This window comes from Anoxybacillus sp. FSL W8-1294, assembly GCF_037965005.1.
Classification (GTDB): domain Bacteria; phylum Bacillota; class Bacilli; order Bacillales; family Anoxybacillaceae; genus Anoxybacillus; species Anoxybacillus flavithermus_G.
The window spans coordinates 1,830,762-1,849,696 of record NZ_CP150179.1; the positions used below are offsets into that span (position 1 = coordinate 1,830,762).

The following is an 18,935-nucleotide window of genomic DNA, read 5'->3' on the forward strand; positions in this document are numbered from 1 at the left end:
TCAGCCTTAATATCGCGCATAACGGCTAATGTTTAACAAAACACCAATCGCCATAAGCATGAGCGTCAATGACGAGCCGCCATAACTTAAAAACGGCAACGTGATCCCCGTTACCGGCATAAGTCCGGTCACGACCCCGATATTGATCATCACTTGGATGGCCACCATCGCAATGATACCGACAGCTAAAAAACTGCCGTATAAATCTGGTGCTCCTAAAGCGATACGAATGCCACGCCAAAGCAGTAAACTGAACAGAAGCAAAACGAGCGAACCGCCAATAAATCCGAGCTCTTCTGCTAAAATGGCAAAAATAAAGTCCGTTTGTGGCTCAGGCAAGTAAAAAAACTTTTGGCGGCTTTGTCCGAGCCCGAGCCCAAATAGCCCGCCCGGCCCGATCGCATAAAGCGATTGAATGATTTGAAAACCGCTTCCTAACGGATCTTCCCACGGGTTTAAAAATGACGTAATGCGCTTGATGCGATACGGAGCGGATAACACAAGCCCAGCAAAACCAGCCAAACCAAGCAAGCCAAGAAGAACAAAGTGGCTCATGCGCGCACCAGCGACAAAAATCATAACAACACACGTGCCGACCATGACCGTTCCCGTCCCTAAATCGGGCTGCAACATAATCATTCCGAACGCAATAAATACGAGCGTTAAAGACGGAAGTAAACCTTGTTTAAATGACGCGATTTTTTTTTGGTTTTCGGATAAATATTTCGCTAAAAACGCGATCATCGCCATTTTCATAAACTCAGATGGCTGAATGGAAAACGCGCCAACACCAATCCAGCTACGCGAGCCGTTGCGCACCATGCCGATGCCCGGAATTAAGACGAGAATGAGAAGGATAAAACAAACGATAAGCAACACTTTCGCCCACGTCCGCCACGTCCAATAGTCGATGTTCATGAAAAAAAACATCGCGACGATGCCAACCCCTGCGAACAATAGTTGGCGTTTCGCAAAGAAAAACGAATCATGAAACTTGTAATCCGCCCATATGGCGCTAGCGCTATACACCATAACAAGCCCGATTGCCAACAACGAAAACGTGATGATCATTAACAAAAAATCAGGTGCAGACTTTTTTCCATGCAATGCGGAACACCTCAATTTACTTAAAATTCGTCTTATTTAAGCTTATGCACCGCATGTACAAACATGTCCCCACGCTGTTCGAAAGTTTTATATTGATCCCAACTTGCACACGCTGGGGAAAGTAAAATAATATCGCCCGGTGACGACCATTCATATGCGGCAAAAGCTGCTTGTTCCACATTATCGACACGTTTCACTTGCTGTATTCCTGCTTCGCGCGCAACGCGCTCAATTTTTGGTGCCGTCTGCCCGAATGTAATGACGGCTTTCACATGTTTGAAGTACGGCAATAACTCATCAAACTCGTTGCCGCGATCTAAGCCGCCAGCAAGTAAAATGACCGGCTCATGAAAGGCGCTTAACGCTTTTTGCGTCGCTAATATGTTTGTCGCTTTTGAGTCGTTATAAAATTTTCTTCCGTTGATTTCAGCGATAAATTGCAAGCGATGAGGAACGCCTGTAAACGTCGTTAAGACACGGCGAATCGCCTCGTTGTCTGCACCTGCGAGTTTTGCTGCTGCAACAGCGGCCAATATGTTTTCGAGATTGTGCGTTCCACGTAGCGCTACATCTGTAATATCGATGATGCGCTCGTCATGAAAATAAATGGCGCCTTCTTTCACCGTTGCTCCGTACGATAATGGTGTTTTCACAGAAAACGGCACGTGTTGTGCGCGGCTTTTTTTCGCTAATTGCATGACGATCGGATCATCGGCGTTGACAACCGCGTAGTCTGTTTCCGTTTGGTTTTTAAAAATGTTTCCTTTCGCTTCTGCGTACGCTTCTTTCGTTCCGTGATAGTCTAAATGTGCATCAAAAATATTTAACAACACGGCGATGTGCGGACGAAAGCGAATCGTTCCGAGCAGTTGAAACGAAGATAATTCCATGACGATGATATCATCTTTTGTGGCATGTTTGGCAACTTCGCATGCAACTGTTCCGATATTTCCGGCGATCAAAGGACGACGTTTCGCTTCTTGTAACATGTGATAAATCAAGGTCGTCGTCGTCGTTTTTCCGTTCGAACCTGTAATGCCGATAATCGGCGCTTCTGACGTTTCATACGCAATTTCGACTTCCGTAATAATCGGAATGTGTTTGGCGAGCGCTTTTTGAACGAGCGCGTTTGTGTATGGAATACCCGGATTTTTCACGACAACATCAAACGGCTCATCAAGCAACTCAGGCGGATGCCCCCCGCATACGAGACGAACACCAAGCGCTTCTAACTGTTGCTTTTCTGGCTCGCTCGGTTCGTTGCGATCATTGACGACGACATCCGCACCAAGCTCACGAAGCCGTTTTGCTGCTGCCAATCCGCTTTTCGCTAAACCTAATATGAACACTTTTTTTCCGTTGTACATTATACCCACACCTCAATATAAATTCCTAAGACGGCAAACAATAAGCCAACTGCCCAAAACGTCACGACAACGCGCCACTCCGACCAGCCGATTAACTCGTAATGATGATGAAGCGGGCTCATACGAAACACGCGTTTTCCTGTCGTTTTAAACGAAATGACTTGAATGATGACAGATAATGTTTCAATGACGAATACGCCACCGATAATGACTAATAATATTTCAAGTTTCGTTAAAATGGCAATCGTCACAATCGCCCCACCAAGCGCAAGTGAACCGGTATCCCCCATAAACACTTTCGCAGGATGCGCGTTGAACACAAGAAATCCAAGCACCGCACCGACAACCGCGACGCTAAAAATAGCCACGTCATATTGCCCTTGATTCCAAGCTAAGACAGCATATGCACCGAACGCAACCGCTGCTGTTCCCGCTAATAACCCGTCTAAGCCGTCCGTTAAATTAACTGCATTCGAGCCGCCAACAAGCATAAAAATAATAAGCAAAACATAAGCGACTCCTAAATCAATGGACACGTCTGTTCCGGGAATGGAGACGACGGTTGACATGCTGTAACGTTGAAAGAAAAAGTAAAATACGAGCGCAATAAGCAATTGTCCTGCTAGTTTTTGCTTGCTCGTTAAGCCGAGGTTGCGTTTCATCACCACTTTAATAAAGTCGTCAATAAAACCGAGCAACCCATATCCGACCGTAACGAACAACAACATATATGTGTGCGCTGTGCGTTCAAAAAATATATCGCTCATGATCCATGTGGTGATAGAAAGCGACAATAAAATCATTAACCCACCCATCGTCGGCGTACCTGATTTTTTTTGATGAGATTGTGGTCCTTCTTCACGAATGCTTTGCCCAAATTTTAATCGTCTTAAAAACGGAATAAAAATGGGCGATAACACAACGGTAATAATAAAGGCAAGCCCCGCCGTAAACAAAATGACTTTCTCGTTCATGATCGTTGCACCTTCCTCATTTCCTATTTATCTTTTCTTCGTTGAATAGCTTCGCGTGCGACGACACGATCATCAAAATGGAACACATCTTTCCCGATGATTTGATACGTCTCATGTCCTTTTCCAGCGATTAAAATGATATCGTCTTTTTCGGCTTGCTCAATGGCGTATGTAATCGCCTCTTTTCGATCGACAATACATACGACGTCTTCAGCTACCCCTTGTTTCATATCGTTTAAAATGACGAGCGGATCTTCTGAACGCGGATTGTCGGATGTAAAAATCGGTACGTCGCTATATTTGACTGCGATTTGCGCCATCAATGGTCGCTTCGTCCGATCGCGATCTCCACCGCAGCCAACGACGACAAATACACGTTTTTTCGCAAACTGTCGAATCGTCTGCAATACGTTTTCTAAACTATCTGGTGTGTGTGCATAATCGACGATGACAGTAAACGGTTGCCCGGCATCAACAACTTCAAAGCGACCGGGAACACCTTCAATATCGGCGATGGCTTCTACAATCGTAGAGAGCGGAATGTTTGAAACGAGACAAGCGCCGACTGCAGCTAACAAATTATAAACATTAAACATGCCAATAAGCCTCGTTTTCACTTGTACCGTTTCGATTGGGGTAACAAGTTGGAATGTCGTACCACTTGTAGTTATTTCAATTTGTTTCGCCATAATGTCGCTTTTATGATGAATGCCGTACGTCACAACTGTTGCGGCCGTACTTTTTTTATACTCTTCTGAGGCAGCATCGTCTGCATTCAATATCGCAAATTTTGGACGTCGGTGATCAAAACGGTTACCGAGTTGCGCAAACAACAGCCCTTTCGACCAACGATAATGATCCATCGTTTGATGATAGTCTAAGTGGTCTTGCGTTAAGTTTGTAAACACCGCGACATCAAAATCGCAACCATGCACTCTCCCCATATGTAGCGCATGCGATGATACTTCCATCGCAGCGATGTCCACGTGCGCATCAACCATTTTGCGAAACATGTTTTGTAAAATAAGCGATTCTGGGGTTGTATTTTTTACATCATACGTATCGTCGCCAATTTTCATGTTAATCGTACCGATAAGCCCGGTTTTTTTTCCAGCGTGACGGCATATGCGTTCGATTAAATGGGTCGTCGTCGTTTTTCCGTTCGTTCCTGTTACCCCGATTAAATGAAGGTGGTGCGTCGGCTGACCGTAAAAGGCGTCGGCTAATACAGCGAGAGCACGTCGGCTATCGTTCACATAAATGACCGGTACAGGCAATGCGAGCGGTTTTTCTGCCACGACTGCAACTGCTCCGCGCGCGACAGCTTGTTCCGCAAAATCGTGCCCGTCTACTGTAAATCCTTTGATGCATACAAATAACGAACCTTGTTTTACTTCTCTTGAGTCCATTTCAATTGATGTAATCGTTGGATTTTCTGTTGCAAGTGGGGTAAAGCTATGTAAATGTTGAAGTAACGTTTGTAACTTCATACCGATCGTTCCTTTCTTTTTTTCTTATCTAAACAGAAAAAGAAGCCATGAGGATACTTCCTCTAGGCTTTACCGTTTCGTTCCAAAATAAACCCGGATCGTCGCTCCTTCTTTCACTTTGACTCCAGGCTTCGGCGCCTGTTCAACAACCGTATCGCCTTCGCCACTACCATCTAATTTTAAGTTAAAAAGTTGCTGTTGCAAATCTTTTTTTGTTAAACCGATTAAATTTGGCACTTCTACATAGCGTGGGTCGAGCCATGTCGTTTCTTTTTCAATTTGCTGTTTGCGCGGTTTGACACCGAGCGCGCGCAAGCTATCTTCCATAATGTTTCCAACAATCGGAGCGGCGACGACACCACCAAATTGTACTGTGCCTTTCGGATTATCGACCGCCACGTATACAACAATTTGTGGATCGTCTGCTGGCGCAAAACCGATAAATGAAACGATATGGTTGTCTTTTAAATATTGACCGTCTTTCGCTTTTTGAGCTGTTCCGGTTTTACCGCCAACGCGGTAACCGTCGACAAACGCTCCCTTCCCTGTTCCTTGGGCTACCACGCTTTCGAGGGCATAACGAATTTGTTTAGACGTTTCCTCGGAAATAACCCTTCTTTTTGCTTTCGGTGTTTGTCGTTGAATGACTTCTCCTGTAACCGGATCGAGCCATTCTTTTGCGATGTATGGTTGGTATAAAACCCCTCCATTTACCGCAGCAGCGACCGCTGCCACTTGTTGAATCGGTGTAACAGCTACCCCTTGACCGAAAGCAGTCGTTGCTTGTTCGACCGGTCCAACGCGATGAAGTGGGAATAAAATTCCTTTTCCTTCCCCTTGCAAATCGATGCCCGTTTTCTCACCGAAACCAAACGCGCGAATATATTCGAATAGTTTATCTTTGCCGAGTCGATCACCAAGTTCAACGAATCCCGGGTTGCAAGAGTTTTGGACAACTTCAAGAAACGTTTGATCGCCATGCCCCCCACGTTTCCAACAATGAAGCGTCGCACCAGCCACTTTCACATGTCCTGGATCATAAAAATGTTCTTTTAATAAATCGACCTTTTTTTCTTCTAATGCCGCAGCGAGCGTAATAATTTTAAACGTGGATCCCGGTTCATACGTGCTCCAAATCGGCAAATTGCGGTTAAAAATTTCAGGTGGCACGTTTTGAAAATCAGCGGGATCAAATGTCGGACGGCTTGCCATCCCTAAAATTTCTCCGTTGTTCGGATTCATCGCAATCGCAATCATTCCGTCAGGGCGATACGTCGCTTCCGCAATCGTTAGCTCGCGCTCTAAAATCGTTTGTACACGTGTATCAATCGTCAATTTTAAATCAAGCCCATCCACGGGTGGCGTGTACGCATCCGCCATCCCAGGCATGCGTTTTCCTTTCGCATCGGAATAAAATTGAACGGAACCGGGTTTTCCGCTTAGCTGTTTATCGTAGTAAAGTTCAAGTCCCATTAATCCTTGATTGTCAATACCTGCAAAGCCGAGCACATGTGATAAATAGCTCCCGAACGGATAATAACGCTTCGAATCTTCCGCAATGTATACTCCTTTCATCCCTAAATCGCGAATTTGTTTCGCTTGTTCGTTTGAAATTTTTCGCCCCTCTGGATGAATACGTTCAATCGACGTTTTTTTCGTCACATGTTTATACGCTTTTTCTACCGGCATATTTAATATGCGCGCAAGCTCTTTCGCTACTTCCGATGGGTTTTCAATTTGTCGTGGAACGACGAGCACGGATGGGGCACTCATATTTGTTGCAAGAGGCACTCCGTTACGATCGACGATTTCCCCACGCTCTGGTTCAAACGGAATGTTTCGACTCCATAAATCTTTCGCCCGTTCTGTTAACATATCTCCTAATACAAATTGCACATAACCGAGACGAATATCAATAATTGCAAAAATGAAAAATCCGATCAATAAAACGGCCGTCAATCGCTTTCGAACTGTTACTGCACGCATACAGCGGAACCTCCTTCATCTATTTCGGCTCGTTCCACTATATGCTTGTACCGTTTTATATAGAACTAATCGACCGGACCGTCTATCTCTTGCTGTTCAGTGCTTGCTTGTTGTTTTTCATCGATGTCTGACGGTTTCGCAAGCTCGACAATCATATAGTCGTTTTGCTTGACGACTGTCCCCGGCGTAATATTTTGCCTAAATACGTACCCGCTTCCGATAAAGCTTGGCTTTAACCGCAACAGTTCGGCAAGCTTCATGACGTCGCGCAGCGACCAGCCAGTCACATCCGGCATGATCGCATCTCCGTCCGTTTGCAACAACACGCGATCTGGCGCAACGACGTATTCGCCTGCTTGTGGAAATTGGGCACGCACTTTCGTTCCCTTTCCGATGACCGTCACATGTAATCCTTGTTTTTTCAATGACTGTGTTGCTTGCTCTACCGACTGACCAATATACGAAGGAAGAGCGATGCTTTTTTCTTTTTTCACTTGTTTTTTCTTAACGGTCGGTTCAATGTTTAAATATTGTAAACTATTTTTCATCACCGAGTTAAAAATCATCGATACAGGTGCTGCCCCTGTTTCTGTATATGAAATGTTCGGTTGTTGCACAGCAACATACATAATTAAGCGCGGATTTTCACGCGGCGCCATCCCTAAAAATGAAAAAATGTAGTTTTGATGCCCAGTTAAATACCCGCCTTCTGGATCTGGGATTTGGGCTGTTCCTGTTTTTCCTGCGACGCGATAACCCTCAATTTGATACGGACGCCCTGTTCCTTTTTCAGATGTGACGACCGTTTCTAAAATGTCTAGTACTTTTTCAGCTGTTTCTTTTGAAATCGGTGTATCGACAACAACAGGTTCGTGCTTCATCACTGTTTTTCCTCTATCTCCGTCAACGATGCGGTCAACAACGTACGGTTTCATCATTTTTCCACCGTTTGCGATGGCGATTGCTGCTTGAATTTGTTGAATCGGTGTGACTGACGTTCCTTGTCCGAATCCTGTCGTCACTTTTTCGATCGGATAACGATACAAAATGTTTCCAACTTTTTCACCCGGCAATTCAATGCCTGTCGGTTCGTTAAAACGGAACCGGTGCAAATATTGTAAAAAGCGATCTTCCCCTAATTTTTCACGCACAATTTTTGCGAATGCGACGTTTGACGAGCGCTGTACTCCCTCAAGAAACGTAATTTTCCCCCACCCGACTTTGTTATGGTCACGAACGCGATGGGGACCGATTTGATATGAGCCTGACTGGTACGTTTCATTCGGTTGAAACACTCCTTCATTCACCGCGGCGGCGAGCGTGAAAATTTTCATCGTCGATCCCGGTTCATATGGATACGAAATCGCATCGTTAAAATAGTTTTCGATGTTTCGTTTGTTCGGATCAAAACTCGGACGGGTGCTCATCGCTAAAATCGCCCCAGTTTTCGGGTCAGCGACAATGGCGATCATTTTTTTCGGTGTATATTGTTTTTCGACGGCATTCATCGCGTCTTCTAAAAACGTTTGAATATGTTTATCAATCGTCAAATAAATGTTTTTTCCGTTTTGCGGTGGAACGATTTGTTCATCTGCATGAGGCAGTTTAAACCCTTGTTGATCGCCTTCATAGACGACATAGCCGTCTTTTTCTTTTAATTGCTCATTAAACTGTTTTTCAATGCCCATTTTTCCTTCGACTTCGTTCGTCGCTTCATCTTTTTGCGCATAGCCGACGACGTATGAGGCAAACGTACCGTTTGGATAAAATCGTTTTGAATCGCGTATAAACGTAATGCCTGGAAGCTGTAACGCCTCAATTTTTTGTTTCACCGTTTGGCTAATGCCGCGGCCGTTCGGGCCGAACTCAACTTGCTTCGCCTTCTTTTTTAAAATGCGCTCGACATCCGCTACGTCCATATTTAATAATGGGGCCAACTTGCGCGCTGTTTCCTCTGGATCAGTCACATGTTGCGGCATGTTCGGATCGAGAATGGCGGCCACTGTATACGAAGGAATGTCTTCAGCAATTACTTCTCCGCTTCGGTCGAAAATCGTTCCACGCTTCGCTTCAAGCGTTTGTTTTTTGAAATAACGTTTTTGTGCCTCGACCGCTAACACTTGTCCATCTACAACACCTGTAGCTTGTAAATAAACGAAACGTACAAACAATATAAAAAAGAGCAAGCTAAAAAAAACAAAACATATAGCTGCTCCTTTATGCGTATGTTTATGCTTTCTCATTTTGCATCAGTCCTGAACAACTTTTACGTTATTTTCGTTTAATGTAAGGCCAAGTTCTTTCGCTTTCGCTAAAATGCGCTCATACGTGCTTAACTCTTGCACTTGTACGTATAAATCGCGGTTTCGTTTTTCTTGCTCCTCAATGCTTGTTTGTAATTGTTGCACTTCTTTATTGACATGATAAATCGTAAATTGATTCGAAACGATTGTGACGCTACTATACAAAGCGAAGGCAAAAAACGAAACGAACACCATTTTTTCCCCAATCGTCCAACGTATATTTCGTTTTCGCTTTTTCTTTGGCGCGCGTTGGACGTGTTGTTCTTGTTGTACTTTTTGTACTTTTTGTTGAATGCGAACAGCTGCCATATACGTTTTTCCCCCTTTTTTACAACTTTTCAGCAATGCGCAATTTTGCAGATCGTGCGCGATGGTTATGTTGCAGTTCTTCTTCAGACGGGACGATCGGTTTTTTTGTAATGATTTTTAATTTCGGCTTATATTCATCTGGAATGATCGGCAATCCCGGCGGCAAGTGCGGTGTTTCACTTGCTTGTTTAAATGCGATTTTGCAAATGCGATCTTCTAGCGAATGGAACGTAATGACGCTAATTCTTCCTCCGGTCTTTAATAGATCAATTGCTTGTTCAATCGCTTCTTCAAACGCGCGCAATTCGTCGTTGACTGCAATGCGAATCGCTTGGAACACGCGTTTGGCTGGATGTCCCCCTGTTCGACGCGCTGGTGCGGGAATCGCTTCTTTAATGACTTCTGCAAGTTCTGTTGTCGTTTCAATTGGCTTTTGCTTGCGTGTTTGCTCAATTTTACGAGCGATCGCTTTTGAAAATTTTTCTTCACCATATTGGAAAAAAATTTTCACGAGCTGTTCGTACGACCATGTGTTGACAACGTCGTATGCTGTCAACGTTTGGTCACGATCCATGCGCATATCGAGCGGCGCTTCATGTTGATAACTAAAGCCACGCTCAGGCATATCTAACTGCGGGGACGATACACCAAGATCAAACAAAATGCCGTCGACTTCATGCACACCGTAAAACGCCAGCTGTTGTTTCAAATAGCGAAAGTTGCTTTTAATGATCGTAAACTGACCACGATATCGTTCAAGTCGCTGTTGCGCATGACGAATCGCGATATCATCTTGATCAAAGGCAAATAGTCTTCCTTCTGGCGATAATTGTGATAATAAATATTCGCTATGTCCAGCTCCCCCGAGCGTGCAATCTACATATGTACCATCTTTTTTAATATTTAATCCGTCAACTGTTTCCTTCAATAATACGGTTACGTGATGAAACAATGATGTCACCTACCTAAACAACATATACATAAAAAATGAGTGCAATTGTATTGTACCATCATTTCACAAAATTCACCACTTACTTCCGAACTATTCTATTGTACATAAAAAAAATCCTGTACGCGACAGGATTTTTTTATCGACGAAAATAGTTAAAGATATACAATTTTATGCATTCCGTTCCAACGATAATCGACATGAAGCAGACGATCCACAAAGTCTAAGCCGTAGCGATTCATATAGTAAAGCACGTTCCAAACCCGCTCTTGTAGCATATTGTTCGGGCGAAGCGACAGTTCAATGCGTTCATATTTGCGCACATGTACGTCATGTTTTTGCAACATGCGTCGTGTAATCAATTGTTGAAGATAATCGATTTGTGTCTCGACTCGTTCGGCATTTTTCAACATCACTCTTTCAAGATGCGGATCGACTTGCATGCCGAGTTGGCGAAGTTGCTCGTGAATGTGCGCTATCTGTTTTTTCGCTTCATGAAACGTCTCATCAAACGCCACAGGTTGATTGTTGCGCACCCATTCCTCTAACGCTTGCTTCGTGCCGTTTGTCAACGCCTCTGCTACTGTCATTTGCACATCCGCCAAGTCCGTAGCAATATGACGCTCGACAAGCGTGAGCGAAAGGCGCGGCACGATCGGTGGCATATGCCAATGGAAATGCTCAAATACTCGTTTTAATTCCGCCCAATAAGCAATTTCCCCCGGACCAGCGATAAAAGCGAGCGTCGGAAATAACCATTCTTGCATAAGCGGTCGTGTAACAACGTTGTTGCTAAACGATTGCGGCTCACTTTCGATTCGCTGTCTTAATTCGTCTCGCGTGAAACGATACACCCCATCTTTTGTGTAAAAACAATGTTGATCATCGTCATAATATAGCAAGCGACGTTGACCGTCATCATAAAATAAATGTGCGCACATCGGCGATACATCAATCGCTTGCTCATAGCCGAGTTGGGCGAGATGTCGTTGTTGAGTTTGCAACGCAGTTGTAATCGCTTCGTGTTCACGAGCGAGCGTCATAAACCATTCGCGCTCAATCGTCCGCAAATGCGGATGTGCTGCATCGACAATTACGATTCCTTCTTTCGCAAACAGCTTAAGTACGATCGCCGCGAAAAAGTCGGCCACCGTTTTTGACGTTGCCATGCATTCGTATATGTACGTACGCAATTCGTTTGTTACATTTGTTTCGCCAAATGTTTTGAATATGTCATCTATCCATTGTTTCAATGCATCTGCATCAAGATCGATGCGAGCAGCCATTCGCTTTTCTTTCGCGAGTGGCGAATACACATATTTTTTCACTTTTCCACGTTGTGCGACATGGACGTAATTAATTTCTGCAATGTCGTGGTCTTCAGATGCCATCCAAAATACCGGAACGACCGGCACACGAAGCTGTTGTTCTTGCTGTTTTGCTAATGTAATGATGGAAATGATTTTATATATCGTATAGAGCGGTCCGGTTAAAAGACCTGCCTGTTGTCCGCCGATAACGACGACGCTTTCTCGATGACGCAATTTTTCAATGTTTGCAATCGTTTCTTCACTTGCTTGAAACTGTTTATGATACGCAAGTAAATGATGAACGAGCGCATCGCGGGCATACGTCCGCTTTTGTAACTCATGCAAACGTTCTTCAAAAGAACAAGGATGGAACGCCTCGTGAACAGGAAACGTCCCTTCAATATATTCCGTAGCTAAACGGTTCGTTGCTGGCAAAGACAGCTCGATAACTTCCATTGTAAACTTCCTTTCTCATTCATGATGAAAACGCGATCATGACACGATGGATGACCCCATATATAAATAATCCTATATAAGCAGTTGCAAATAATAAAAATTGCATTCTCCAATATAACTTAAACGTTCGTTGTAACGATACATCGCCCGTTTTTTTCCAATATAAAATCATCCCAATCATAAATGTTACAATAAAAAAAATAAGCAATTCAACGATATACGATCGTTGAAAAACGGCTTGCAATAAAACATGAACAGCAAAAATAAAAAAAATGGTCGATCCGTTCACAGCGAAATGAAACGCCCGTTTTCCTTTTCGTTTAAAAATAGCTTTGGCAAGTGTAAATATAAAAAAAAACGACAAAAACGGCATAACAATCATGATAGCAATGAAAGAGGTGAGTATATCTTTCATCTCTCCGTCTCCCCCTCTAATTGTTTCCCTTTCATAAGCGCATATAAAAACGCGCTAATTGGGGCTGGGACGCATCGCTCGTTCGCTCGCTCAATCACATAGCCTAAAATCGCATCTAATTCCGTCATTCGCCCCGCCTCGATGTCACGCAACATCGATGAGCGATTGGCAGCCGTTTGTTGACAAACCGTTTCAATATGCTGCCATATACGTTCTCGCTGTTCAATCTGAAAAATAGATGCGACTTCATGAAACAACTGTTCCATCGCTTGCCGATACGGCGCATGTGTCACTAACATGCCGTTTGGTACTTGCAATAGAGCGGTAAGCGGATTAATAGCAACGTTCACCATTAATTTTTCAATTAACATCGTTTCCCAATCGCTGACATATTGGAACGGAAAACGGGCATCTGTCGTATATAGAAAAGAAAACGTTTCTTTTTTTCCGCGCCATACGCTCCATTTCGTTTTACCGACACCCGTATGGGAAACCGTCGTATCGTCGATTTTGAGCGCGCCATGTTCAACAACCGCAAGCGCAATATGATGATGAGGCATGTGCGGTAAATGGGACACATGCCCCATGCCGTTTTGCAAAAACATCACAGCGTCCGCTCGAAGCATATGCATGTTTGTTTTCAATATGTTTGTTAAGTCGTATTGTTTCACCGCTATAAATAACACATCTACATTCGTTTCACGAACGAACGGTTCAGCATGAACACGATGCGTCGTCCGTTCATCGCCACAAATGACCGTCAGCCCATGCGTACATAATTGTTCTGCTTGTTCTTGCCGACGCGTATAAACCGTCACGTCATAGTGGTTACTGAAATACGCTGCCGTCAATAAGCCGACTGCTCCGCCCCCTATAATTCCGATGCGCACAATGCGATCCTCCTCTTTTTTCCTATGTTTTATTGTATAAAAAAAAGTAGCTGGCGTCTATCAGCTACTACACAGACAATTGACGTGCGCGTTCTAAAATGTGCATCACCGTCTGATATTCTTGTTGCACCGCTTGCAGTTTCTTTTCAAGCTCTTCTTTTTCTTTTTGGAGCGTCCGTACTTGTTCGCGCAACTGTTCGATTTCTTGTTGCCCTTCCCCGCGTTGTTGCAACGTTTGTAAAAAAGAGATCACATCTTGCAACGTCATGTTTCGCTCGGCTAGTTGCGGTTCTTTTTTCTCTTTTCGTTGCTGTTTAGCAAGCTCTAACGCCTCTTCATATTGCTTCCGCACATATGCGTTCCAACGAAAACCACAAGCGGCTGCCGTTCGTGATAGTTTTTTCCCTACTTCTTCAAACGCGCGTAATTGGGTGCTCCCTTCGCGCACAAAAGCTAGCACCGTTTCAGCGAGCAATACATCTTCTTCTTCTGTCCATGCATCTTGGCGCGTCATTTCTATCCCTCCTCGCTACATTTACTATATGAGTATGCAGCTAATAGAGAAGATAGAAGACTATTTGTTTCGTTTCGTTAAAAATGATTGCACCGCTTGATCGTGTTCTTCGCTTTCCCATAAATATGCACATCGTTCGATTTCAGCGAAAAACCGTTGGCGAAACTGCTCTGTTTTCCAACGTGCCACCGCGGCTTCTTTATAAGCGCGCAATACAGCCGTTGATTTGTTCGTATACTCCCTTAACTCTTTTTCACATCGTTCGCGCAACGAGTCAGGAAAAACGCGATGTACAAAGCCGATATGCTCCGCTTCTTCCGCTGTCATCGTTTTCGCGCGCAACAATATATTGAGCGCTTGATCGTACGGCATTTTTTCAAATAACATCGTCGCGCCGCCCCAGCCGGTCGTGATCGCTAAATTCGCTTGCACAAATCCGAGGCGTGCCCCGGCACGCGCGAAACGAAAATCGCATGCGGTCGCTAATTCGCAACCTCCGCCGATCGCAGTTCCATTGATTAACGCAACCGTTGGCTTCGATAACGTCAATAAACGATATAAAATGTTTCCCATTTTCGCTAACATCGCATGCGCTTCTTCTTTTGTTTTCAGCTGATGAAACACTTGTAAATCGCCACCCGCGCAAAACGCCTCTTCTCCTTCCCCTGTAATGACGAGCACTTTCGCCTCATCATCTTGTTCAACGAGCGTCAGCGCTTGCTCGAGTTCATCCATGACTGCATAATCAATCGCATTTCGTCTTGCCGGACGACAAATGGTAAACGAGACGATGCCATGTTGTTTTTCGATCATTTTCCCTCTCCCCTTTACTGCATCTCCATCTTTTTTATTCGCTTTCCCGTTCTTTTTTCCTTCCAAATAAGAAAAGCGCAAGGGAGTGACCCTTACGCTTCTCTTATTTGTTTACAACGTCTTTTCCTTTGTATGTTCCACAAACTTTACATACGCGATGAGCAAGTTTCATTTCACCGCAGTTTGGGCATTCTACCATACCAGGTACGCGCAATTTGAAGTGCGTACGACGTAGTCTCTTTTTCATTTTCGATGTTCTTCTAAAAGGTACTGCCATCATTTCCACCTCCTTAAAGAGATTTAGGCGAATATGGAGGCCGGTGTAGTTCCGGATCTTCCCTTAAGATTCATTTTTGTTTTCGAAAAACTTTGCTAGCTTCGCAAGGCGCGGATCGATTTTGTTTTCATGTTCTTCTTCCGAAATGACCGTCCATCCTTTTCCTGATTGTGGAACGGCATCCGGATGATCCGGCTGCTCGCTAAACACTTGCATCGGCACTTCAAGAAGAATAAGTTCTTTGACGATCGGCATTAAGTCGATCGCATCTCCTTGAACAACATGTGACTCTTCATCGGTTGCATCATAATCGTTCAAAAAAAACGTTTCTGTGCTTTCGATGGCGAATGGATACGATACGTCCACGAGTGTACGAGAACAAGGGAGTTTCATCGTCCCTTCGATCGTTAAGTGGAACGTGAACTTTTTCGCGCTCACATCTGCCCGTCCGTGCACACGCACAGGGGAAATGTCGCGAATCGAGTCGTCCACTTCTTTCAATTCGGACACATCAGCCATTTCGTCAATCGTCAGCCCTTTATGTTGCAACTGATGAAGTTGATGAATAGACCATCTCAATGATAATCACCTCAAGACAACAAAGAAAATTATACGTTTGAACAACGGTTTTGTCAATATTTTTTCTTTACACTACTTCCATTATAATCAGCTTATACTCACTGTATCACGTTTTACATAAAAAAGAAAGGTGGACAATACATGAAAGCGGTCGGCATCGTTGTCGAATACAATCCGTTTCATAACGGGCATTTATATCATGTGCAACAAACGAGAAAAAAAACGAGCGCAGATTGCGTCATCGCCGTCATGAGTAGCTCATTTACACAACGGGGCGAACCGGCGATCGTACCGAAATGGGAGCGCGCTCGCATGGCGCTTGCAGGCGGCGTCGATCTCGTCGTTGAACTTCCTTATACGTTTGCTGTTCAAACAGCTGAATGGTTCGCTCAAGGGGCTATTTCGATTCTCGATGCGCTTTTTTGCGAGCAATTATGTTTCGGAAGCGAGGATGGAAGCATCGAACCGTTTATAAAAACGGCTCAACTTCTCGTTTATGAAAAAGAGCAACATAACGAAAAAGTAAAACAATATATGCAACAAGGTATCAACTATGCAAAAGCGTATACGCTGGCCCTTCATGACATTGGTCACGATACGCTTGACGTTTCACAACCGAACAACATTTTAGGGTTACATTACGTCAAGGCGATTATCGAACAACGAAGCAAGATGATGCCAGAAACGATTCAACGAACGGTTGCTCATTATCACGATGAAACGCTTCCAGCAAACGATAACATTGCGAGCGCAACGAGCATTCGTCGCTTTTTACAGGTTAGTTATGACGATGTCGCACGCTACGTTCCGCATACAACATATGAAACGTTACAAACGTATCGCCATACGTATATGACGTGGCACGATTGGAAAAGATATTTTCCGTTTTTAAAATATCGACTATTGACGATGGAAGTAGACGACATTCAACAAATTGCTGAAGTGGAAGAAGGAATTGAATATCGACTAAAAAAAGCAATCATTCACGCCACGTCATTTCACGATTTTCTTTCGGCTGTCAAAACGAAACGATATACGTGGACACGATTGCAACGTATATGCACCCATATATTAACGAACGTCACGAAAAAAGAAATAGCGAAAGCAATCAAAAACAAGCGTGCAACATACATTCGTCCGCTAGCGATGAACGAAACAGGGAGAGCGTATTTGCAAGAAGTTAAAAAGCGCATGACGTTGCCGCTTGTGACAAGCGCCAAACAAATGAGACACGATCCGATATATCAAATAGAAAAAAAAGCGACGCAGGCGTATTTTTCGATTTTGCCTGAGCCGCTTTGTTCGGAAGCGTTACAGCGCGAGTATAAAACTCCGCCGTTACGATAATTTTTGTAAAAATTGAACGGCATCATCAAACGTATCAACAGGTACAATTTTCATGTTTGTGCCAATATCTTTCGCTGTTTTGACCGCTTCTTTATAATTGGAATGTTTCGCTCCGCGTTCGTTCGGCGCGAAAAAAATGTCCGCTCCTGCTTTATGAGCAGCGATCACTTTTTGAGAAATGCCGCCGATCGGTCCGACTTCGCCGTCGATATTGATCGTTCCGGTACCAGCGATGCGATACCCTTTCGTTAAATCTTCTCGGATCAATTGATTGTACACTTCTAGCGCAAACATAAGTCCAGCGGACGGTCCGCCAATGTCATCAGATTCAATATGAACAGGCGGATCCGTCACAATATCGCGATCCGTCATGACGGAAACGCCGAGACCGATGCGATTTTTTTCATTTGGAAACGGCGCAAGCGTCAACGTTGCTGTTTTTTCTTTTCCTGATCGTTTATACGTAATTCGGACGCGATCTCCTTTTTTCTTTCCGCTTACGTATCGAATAAATTCGTCTGCGTCGTTGAGACGTTGCCCGTCAATCGCAACTAATTGATCGCCGCTTTTTAAATATTTTGCTGCCGGCATGTTATCGACGACATAAAGCACATATACACCTTTATTGCGATATGAAACCGGTTTGTTTGCTTTTTTGTAGGCGACAGCAATCGCCGTTTCTTTTGAATTTTCCATCATTTTTAATTGGCGATGCGTATATTCTTCGTCGCTTTCCCCTTCTTCTCTTACTTCATCCATGCGGTACAACTCGTTATATTTACTCACATGCGCAAGCATAAACGAAAAAAGATTGGCTTGCCCCATGCGAACGGTCGTTAACATAAATTGTCCTTTTTCTTCATAGCCGCCTTGCACTTCAACGAGCGGACGTAACGGTTCCGCCGTTCCAGGCATCGTCACGTAATACGGCAAGTGAAAAAAAGTCGCAAAAGCGAGTAGTAGTGCAACGATGATCGTAATTCGAATATACCGTCTTTTATTCATTGTTTAAACCCCTTCTCTGCAAGCAATTGACGAATGATCGGAAGCTGTTGGCGCGTTGCTTCTTCTCCCATTTGAATCATCTCTTTCGCATGGGTAAACGCATACGAGCTATAACGCTCAAGCGATGGACGAATGACGACATCCGCTTGGGCGATACGGTGGGAAGCAAGTTCAGCTTGAATAATATCTAAACTTTGTAAAATGACATCAAAAATGGAGGTGATCGTATCGTTTTTTTTCACGGAAGCGACGTCGACAGCGATGACGACGTCAGCTCCCATGTCGCGTACGACGGCCGCTGGTACGCGATCGATCACTCCGCCGTCCACGAGCAGACGCCCGTTCCATCGCTCTGGCACGAAAATGCCCGGAATGGAAATGCTGGCGCGCACCGCATCTGCTATACTTCCTTTGCGAAACACAACTTTCTCCCCTTTTTGTAAATCGGTCGCCACGATCGCAAGCGGAATACGGGCGTCTTCAATACGCTTTTGTTTTGTCATGACCGAAATGAAATGTTTAATTTGACGCCCGGCAACGAGTCCCATTTTCGGGACTGTCCAATCGATGTAATCGTTGCGTCGAAACGCTGTCGCGAGCCGATATAATCGTTCCGTTGTCATGCCTGATGCGTACAACGCACCAACGAGCGCCCCCATGCTACTTCCGGCGATCATATGAATCGGAATGTTTTCTTCTTCCAACACTTTAATGACCCCGGCATGCGCAAAGCCGCGCGCACCGCCCGAACCTAACGCCAACCCGATTTTCATTCCTGCTCCCCCTTCCTGTTCAATACTATGGTCTAAAATGTCCACATATACTCGTATATTAAAACGAGTAC

General features: G+C 44.4%; 18 protein-coding genes. 1 reads left to right on the forward strand and 17 read right to left on the reverse strand.

Annotation, left to right across the window (positions count from 1 at the left end; all coding sequences use genetic code 11):
- Positions 1-6: 6 nt before the first annotated feature.
- From spoVE to NSQ23_RS09770, 15 genes are all read right to left on the reverse strand, one after another.
- Complete coding sequence (gene spoVE, locus NSQ23_RS09700) at positions 7-1,107, reverse strand: stage V sporulation protein E (RefSeq protein WP_004891211.1); 1,101 nt, start codon at positions 1,105-1,107, stop codon at positions 7-9.
- Positions 1,108-1,139: 32 nt separating this feature from the next.
- Positions 1,140-2,474 (reverse strand): UDP-N-acetylmuramoyl-L-alanine--D-glutamate ligase, encoded by a 1,335-nt coding sequence (murD, locus tag NSQ23_RS09705; RefSeq protein ID WP_339170477.1) that lies wholly within the window; start codon positions 2,472-2,474, stop codon positions 1,140-1,142.
- Positions 2,474-3,448: a phospho-N-acetylmuramoyl-pentapeptide-transferase gene (mraY, locus tag NSQ23_RS09710; RefSeq protein WP_339170479.1), complete on the reverse strand. Its 975-nt coding sequence runs from the start codon at positions 3,446-3,448 to the stop codon at positions 2,474-2,476. Before mraY ends, murD begins: the two co-directional genes overlap by 1 nt.
- A 23-nt stretch (positions 3,449-3,471) precedes the next feature.
- Positions 3,472-4,938 carry a UDP-N-acetylmuramoyl-L-alanyl-D-glutamate--2,6-diaminopimelate ligase gene (locus NSQ23_RS09715; protein WP_339170481.1) on the reverse strand — a complete coding sequence of 489 codons (1,467 nt, stop codon included), beginning with the start codon at positions 4,936-4,938 and terminating at the stop codon, positions 3,472-3,474.
- 69 nt (positions 4,939-5,007) lie between these two features.
- Positions 5,008-6,924 carry a stage V sporulation protein D gene (locus tag NSQ23_RS09720; protein WP_339170483.1) on the reverse strand — a complete coding sequence of 639 codons (1,917 nt, stop codon included), beginning with the start codon at positions 6,922-6,924 and terminating at the stop codon, positions 5,008-5,010.
- Between the two features lie 65 nt (positions 6,925-6,989).
- The gene (locus NSQ23_RS09725; protein ID WP_339170486.1) at positions 6,990-9,167 is read right to left on the reverse strand and encodes a penicillin-binding protein; all 2,178 of its coding nucleotides are present in this window, start codon (positions 9,165-9,167) and stop codon (positions 6,990-6,992) included.
- Between the two features lie 6 nt (positions 9,168-9,173).
- A complete protein-coding gene (gene ftsL / locus NSQ23_RS09730; protein WP_006321443.1) occupies positions 9,174-9,536 on the reverse strand; it encodes a cell division protein FtsL in 363 nt (120 codons plus the stop codon).
- Between the two features lie 19 nt (positions 9,537-9,555).
- Positions 9,556-10,488, reverse strand: coding sequence for a 16S rRNA (cytosine(1402)-N(4))-methyltransferase RsmH (gene rsmH / locus NSQ23_RS09735; RefSeq protein ID WP_339170488.1), 933 nt, complete (start codon positions 10,486-10,488; stop codon positions 9,556-9,558).
- A gap of 152 nt (positions 10,489-10,640) precedes the next feature.
- Entirely contained in the window at positions 10,641-12,251 is a 1,611-nt protein-coding gene (gene bshC, locus NSQ23_RS09740; protein WP_339170490.1) for a bacillithiol biosynthesis cysteine-adding enzyme BshC, read from the reverse strand.
- Between the two features lie 19 nt (positions 12,252-12,270).
- On the reverse strand, positions 12,271-12,666 hold the full coding sequence (locus NSQ23_RS09745; RefSeq protein WP_035020296.1) for a DUF3397 domain-containing protein: 396 nt from the start codon (positions 12,664-12,666) through the stop codon (positions 12,271-12,273).
- Positions 12,663-13,556, reverse strand: a complete 894-nt coding sequence (locus tag NSQ23_RS09750; protein WP_339170493.1) for a 2-dehydropantoate 2-reductase — start codon at positions 13,554-13,556, stop codon at positions 12,663-12,665. Before NSQ23_RS09750 ends, NSQ23_RS09745 begins: the two co-directional genes overlap by 4 nt.
- A gap of 67 nt (positions 13,557-13,623) precedes the next feature.
- On the reverse strand, positions 13,624-14,070 hold the full coding sequence (locus NSQ23_RS09755; protein WP_004891227.1) for an RsfA family transcriptional regulator: 447 nt from the start codon (positions 14,068-14,070) through the stop codon (positions 13,624-13,626).
- Positions 14,071-14,130: 60 nt separating this feature from the next.
- Positions 14,131-14,964, reverse strand: a complete 834-nt coding sequence (locus NSQ23_RS09760) for an enoyl-CoA hydratase/isomerase family protein (RefSeq protein ID WP_339170495.1) — start codon at positions 14,962-14,964, stop codon at positions 14,131-14,133.
- 22 nt (positions 14,965-14,986) lie between these two features.
- Complete coding sequence (rpmF, locus tag NSQ23_RS09765; RefSeq protein ID WP_003395111.1) at positions 14,987-15,160, reverse strand: 50S ribosomal protein L32; 174 nt, start codon at positions 15,158-15,160, stop codon at positions 14,987-14,989.
- Positions 15,161-15,223: 63 nt separating this feature from the next.
- Positions 15,224-15,739, reverse strand: coding sequence for a DUF177 domain-containing protein (locus tag NSQ23_RS09770; protein WP_006321425.1), 516 nt, complete (start codon positions 15,737-15,739; stop codon positions 15,224-15,226).
- 141 nt (positions 15,740-15,880) lie between these two features.
- Between NSQ23_RS09770 and NSQ23_RS09775 the strand changes: the two genes are divergently transcribed.
- Entirely contained in the window at positions 15,881-17,086 is a 1,206-nt protein-coding gene (locus NSQ23_RS09775; protein ID WP_339170496.1) for a nucleotidyltransferase, read from the forward strand.
- Here the strand turns inward: NSQ23_RS09775 and NSQ23_RS09780 are convergent.
- Complete coding sequence (locus tag NSQ23_RS09780) at positions 17,078-18,091, reverse strand: SepM family pheromone-processing serine protease (protein WP_339170498.1); 1,014 nt, start codon at positions 18,089-18,091, stop codon at positions 17,078-17,080. The two genes, NSQ23_RS09775 and NSQ23_RS09780, sit on opposite strands and share 9 nt — an antisense overlap.
- Complete coding sequence (locus NSQ23_RS09785) at positions 18,088-18,864, reverse strand: patatin-like phospholipase family protein (protein ID WP_035020294.1); 777 nt, start codon at positions 18,862-18,864, stop codon at positions 18,088-18,090. Before NSQ23_RS09785 ends, NSQ23_RS09780 begins: the two co-directional genes overlap by 4 nt.
- Between the last annotated feature and the right edge of the window lie 71 nt (positions 18,865-18,935).